Source organism: Psychrobacter piechaudii (assembly GCF_900162825.1).
Lineage (GTDB): Bacteria > Pseudomonadota > Gammaproteobacteria > Pseudomonadales > Moraxellaceae > Psychrobacter > Psychrobacter piechaudii.
This window is the reverse complement of sequence record NZ_FUGE01000174.1, coordinates 1-3,352: the sequence shown is the minus strand read 5'-3', so window position 1 is coordinate 3,352 and position 3,352 is coordinate 1. Positions and strand designations below refer to the sequence as shown.

The 3,352-nt window shown below is 41.9% G+C and carries 4 protein-coding genes; all 4 read right to left on the bottom strand.

Translation table 11 applies throughout. The annotated features are described in order from the left end of the window. Positions 1–119 precede the first annotated feature (119 nt). Complete coding sequence (gene cutA / locus A1019T_RS09765; protein ID WP_077451488.1) at positions 120–428, bottom strand: divalent cation tolerance protein CutA; 309 nt, start codon at positions 426–428, stop codon at positions 120–122. Positions 429–516: 88 nt separating this feature from the next. Further along, positions 517–1,236, bottom strand: a complete 720-nt coding sequence (purC, locus tag A1019T_RS09760; RefSeq protein WP_077451487.1) for a phosphoribosylaminoimidazolesuccinocarboxamide synthase — start codon at positions 1,234–1,236, stop codon at positions 517–519. A gap of 112 nt (positions 1,237–1,348) precedes the next feature. Beyond that, a complete protein-coding gene (locus A1019T_RS09755; RefSeq protein WP_077451486.1) occupies positions 1,349–1,699 on the bottom strand; it encodes a hypothetical protein in 351 nt (116 codons plus the stop codon). Between the two features lie 123 nt (positions 1,700–1,822). Further along, positions 1,823–2,731 carry a 4-hydroxy-tetrahydrodipicolinate synthase gene (gene dapA, locus A1019T_RS09750; RefSeq protein WP_077451485.1) on the bottom strand — a complete coding sequence of 303 codons (909 nt, stop codon included), beginning with the start codon at positions 2,729–2,731 and terminating at the stop codon, positions 1,823–1,825. Positions 2,732–3,352 lie beyond the last annotated feature (621 nt).

Sequence of the window (3,352 nt, the reverse complement as noted above, 5' to 3'; positions counted from 1 at the left end):
AGGACTCATTGCTTACTGTTGGTTTCCCTTTAAGCCGACACTCAAAAACGTGTCGGCTTATGGACAAGCTGCAAAAAACTAAGCTGTTTCAATGATTTACGCAAGCTCTTATCCCGAACTCAGGTTATTATCTCAATCACATCATAAGCAGGCGTCTCGTAAGGGTGCGCCTGCTTTAATGTTTTTATAACCTCAGAAATTTTCTCTTTAGCCACCACCATTTCTACCCGCCATTCGGTCACTTGCTCAATGCTATCTTGTTCACCGATATGAGGCTGACTGCCTGCTCTGGGCATGAATTGTCCCGTACCTTTAACCTGCCAGCAGCAGTGAGAGTAATTGCCAATATGGCCAGCACCCGCGTCAAACAAAGCTTGTTTCACTGGTTCTAAGTTTGGTTCTGGAATAAATACAGTTAGCTTGTACATAGTCTTATTTCCGTTTTAATATAAAAAAGCCGACTATAATTTAATCATAGTCGGCTTTGATAAAGCAAAGTGTGGCAGTGAAGTGTGCTTAGTTTAAAGGCACACCAATACGCTGAGCCACTTCTTCATAAGATTCGATCACGTCACCTAGGCTCTGACGGAAGCGGTCTTTGTCTAGTTTTTTCTTGGTTTCTTTGTCCCAAATACGGCAGCCATCTGGTGAGAACTCATCACCTAATACAATACGGTCTTGGAATACGCCGAATTCAAGTTTGAAGTCGACTAGCATTAGGCCGCCTTCATCGAATAACTGTTTTAGAACATCATTTACTTTGAAAGTAAGCTCTTTCATTTTAGCCAGTTGCTCTGGAGTTGCCCAGCCTAATGCCACTGACAACGATTCGTTGACCATAGGATCACCCAGAGCATCATCTTTAAAGAATAACTCATAAGTAGGAGGAGTTAGAGGCTGGCCTTCTTCTAGACCAAGACGGCGTACAAGGCTACCCGCTGCAAAGTTACGTACTACACACTCTACCGGGATCATCTCTAAGCGTTTCACCAGAACTTCATCATCAGAAAGCTGCTTTTCAAAGTGAGTTTCAATACCGGCTTCATCAAGTTTTTGCATAATAAATGCGTTGAAGCGGTTATTCACTTGTCCTTTACGACCTAACTGCTCGATACGCTCTCCGTTAAAAGCAGAAGTATCATCACGGAAGTGAAGGATTAAGTAATCTGGGTTCTCTGTTTCATAAACAGATTTGGCTTTGCCTTTGTAAAGCAGGTCTTTTTTTTCAAGCTGCATGATTTAAGTCCTATGCATATGGTTTACTGAGCGGAGGTGTCAGTATCCCTAAAGGGGGTTTAAAAGTAGAGTGGCGGTAGTAAAGTAAACAACTAAATAATCAAGCTAACCATTAATTGCTAGCTTGATTGGCTGTGGGCACTTGACGGTGAGGCGCTGGCAACTCATAGCGTTTGCCAGACTCGTTTTCAATATCAAGAGTATTCACGCCTACAGCCGGAGTAGGGTAAAGCGGAACAAAAGGAGCGGTCTCTTGATCGGCTGGCAATTGAATAGGATCAAGTTTTTCAGCTTTTTGATAAGCCAAGCTGCCATCTCCAATTTTACCAAAAGCCCCTTTAGTCGCTTGGCATCCTGATAAAAAAGCAACGCTACTTGCCGCAATAATCGCAACCTTCGTTACGGTGCGCAAAGTTGCGGCCAAAGAGGGCTGTGAATGATTTGAAAATTCAATTTGAGACATGGGTCATCCTTTGTCAGCTGTACAAGTAAAGGGATAAATTTCTCTTTGCCATACAGCTTGTATTCAAAAGTACTGATAGTCAAAAGTACCGAAGTTAAACGTAATGGGAGTTAATTGACGCTATTAGTCAATTAAACCTGCGGCACGTAAGCCTGCATCTACTTGATCATGGTACTGCTCACTTAACCAGACCATTGGCAAGCGAATGCCTTTTTCAATTTTGCCCATTTTATTCAAAGCATACTTCACTGGAATAGGGCTTGATTCAATGAACATTAACTTGTGCAGTGGCGCAATGGTATCGTGAACTTGGATAGCGGTTTCAAAGTCGCCTTTTAAAGCGGCATTGAACACTTGGCTCATGGCTTTAGGCACAATATTCGCCGTTACTGAGATATTACCTTTAGCACCATGTTTCATAAGCTCTAGCGCCGTACCGTCATCCCCTGATAGCACCACGATGCGATCGCCTAAAGCTTCAATTAGCAATTTTCCACGTTCTACAGAGCCGGTTGCGTCTTTGATAGCGACAATGTTTTCAATATCCGCTAGACGTTCAACCGTCTCTTGTGCGATATCTACCACAGTACGTCCTGGCACATTATAAAGCATTTGCGGCATATCTACAGCTTCAGCAATCGCTTTGTAGTGCTGAAATAAGCCTTCTTGAGTGGGCTTATTGTAATAAGGGGCTACCAACAAGGCACAATCAGCACCAGCATCTTTGGCTTCCGAGGTTAAATGAATGGCTTCTTGGGTGTTGTTGGCACCGGTTCCAGCGATAACAGGAATGCGGCCATTAACATGCTTCACAAAAAAGCGGATCACATCACTGTGCTCTTTCATAGACAAAGTAGCAGACTCACCCGTGGTACCTACGGCTATTAAGCTGTCAGTCCCTTGTTCGATATGCCAGTCAATTAGCTCGGCCAGACGAGGATAATCTACCTCTCCATTAGTCAGCATAGGAGTGACTAAGGCAACCATAGAGCCTTGTAGTTGGGTTTTAAATTCAGAATAGGGGTTACTCATAATATTGCCTTGTTATTTTTAACTAAAGTTACTTCAATATATTAGCGTGTTTATTTGTCACATCAATCTTTTTAAGCGGATTTGTTTGAGCAGATTTGATAGTAGCTAAGACTATCATAACAAGTGCTTTTTACTACGCAACTAACATTTAATTTAAAATTTGCGGGTGCCCTATAAAATCACGGCAAATAGGGAAAGTTGGTAGTACTGACTCTTGAAGCAAAGTAATCGCATGCTCGCCTCTATTAGGCAGTTATCTTGGCTCTTTATTAAGTATAAAGTTTGAAAGTAGGTTTAAAAATTGCAATTAGTGTAGCACATTCGCCCTGAAGCAATCATTAAGCTATTTTACGTCTAAATGGCGCTATGTGATACCACACATTTGATAAAAATATGAATAAAAAGTGAAAATTTATGGCGCTTCAATTTTTACTATCTTTATTGCTTCAGGTTAAGACCCCCTTACAAACTGTAGTTTCTCCTATTAGGTGAGTGTGCTTTAATGAATTGATAGCTGTTGGCTTTATCACCAGTCGCCGTAAAACCACCCACTTCAGGGGGTGGATATAAGGCGACACACACTGTCGTAAGAAGTCGTTAAAGGGTTGTAAGCTAAAATTA

What these genes read in the sequence shown, in the direction of transcription:
- purC (WP_077451487.1), bottom strand. Translation starts at nt 1,236, where the DNA reads ATGCAGCTTGAAAAAAAAGACCTGCTTTACAAAGGCAAAGCCAAATCT.
- A1019T_RS09755 (WP_077451486.1), bottom strand. Translation starts at nt 1,699, where the DNA reads ATGTCTCAAATTGAATTTTCAAATCATTCACAGCCCTCTTTGGCCGCA.
- cutA (WP_077451488.1), bottom strand. Translation starts at nt 428, where the DNA reads ATGTACAAGCTAACTGTATTTATTCCAGAACCAAACTTAGAACCAGTG.
- dapA (WP_077451485.1), bottom strand. Translation starts at nt 2,731, where the DNA reads ATGAGTAACCCCTATTCTGAATTTAAAACCCAACTACAAGGCTCTATG.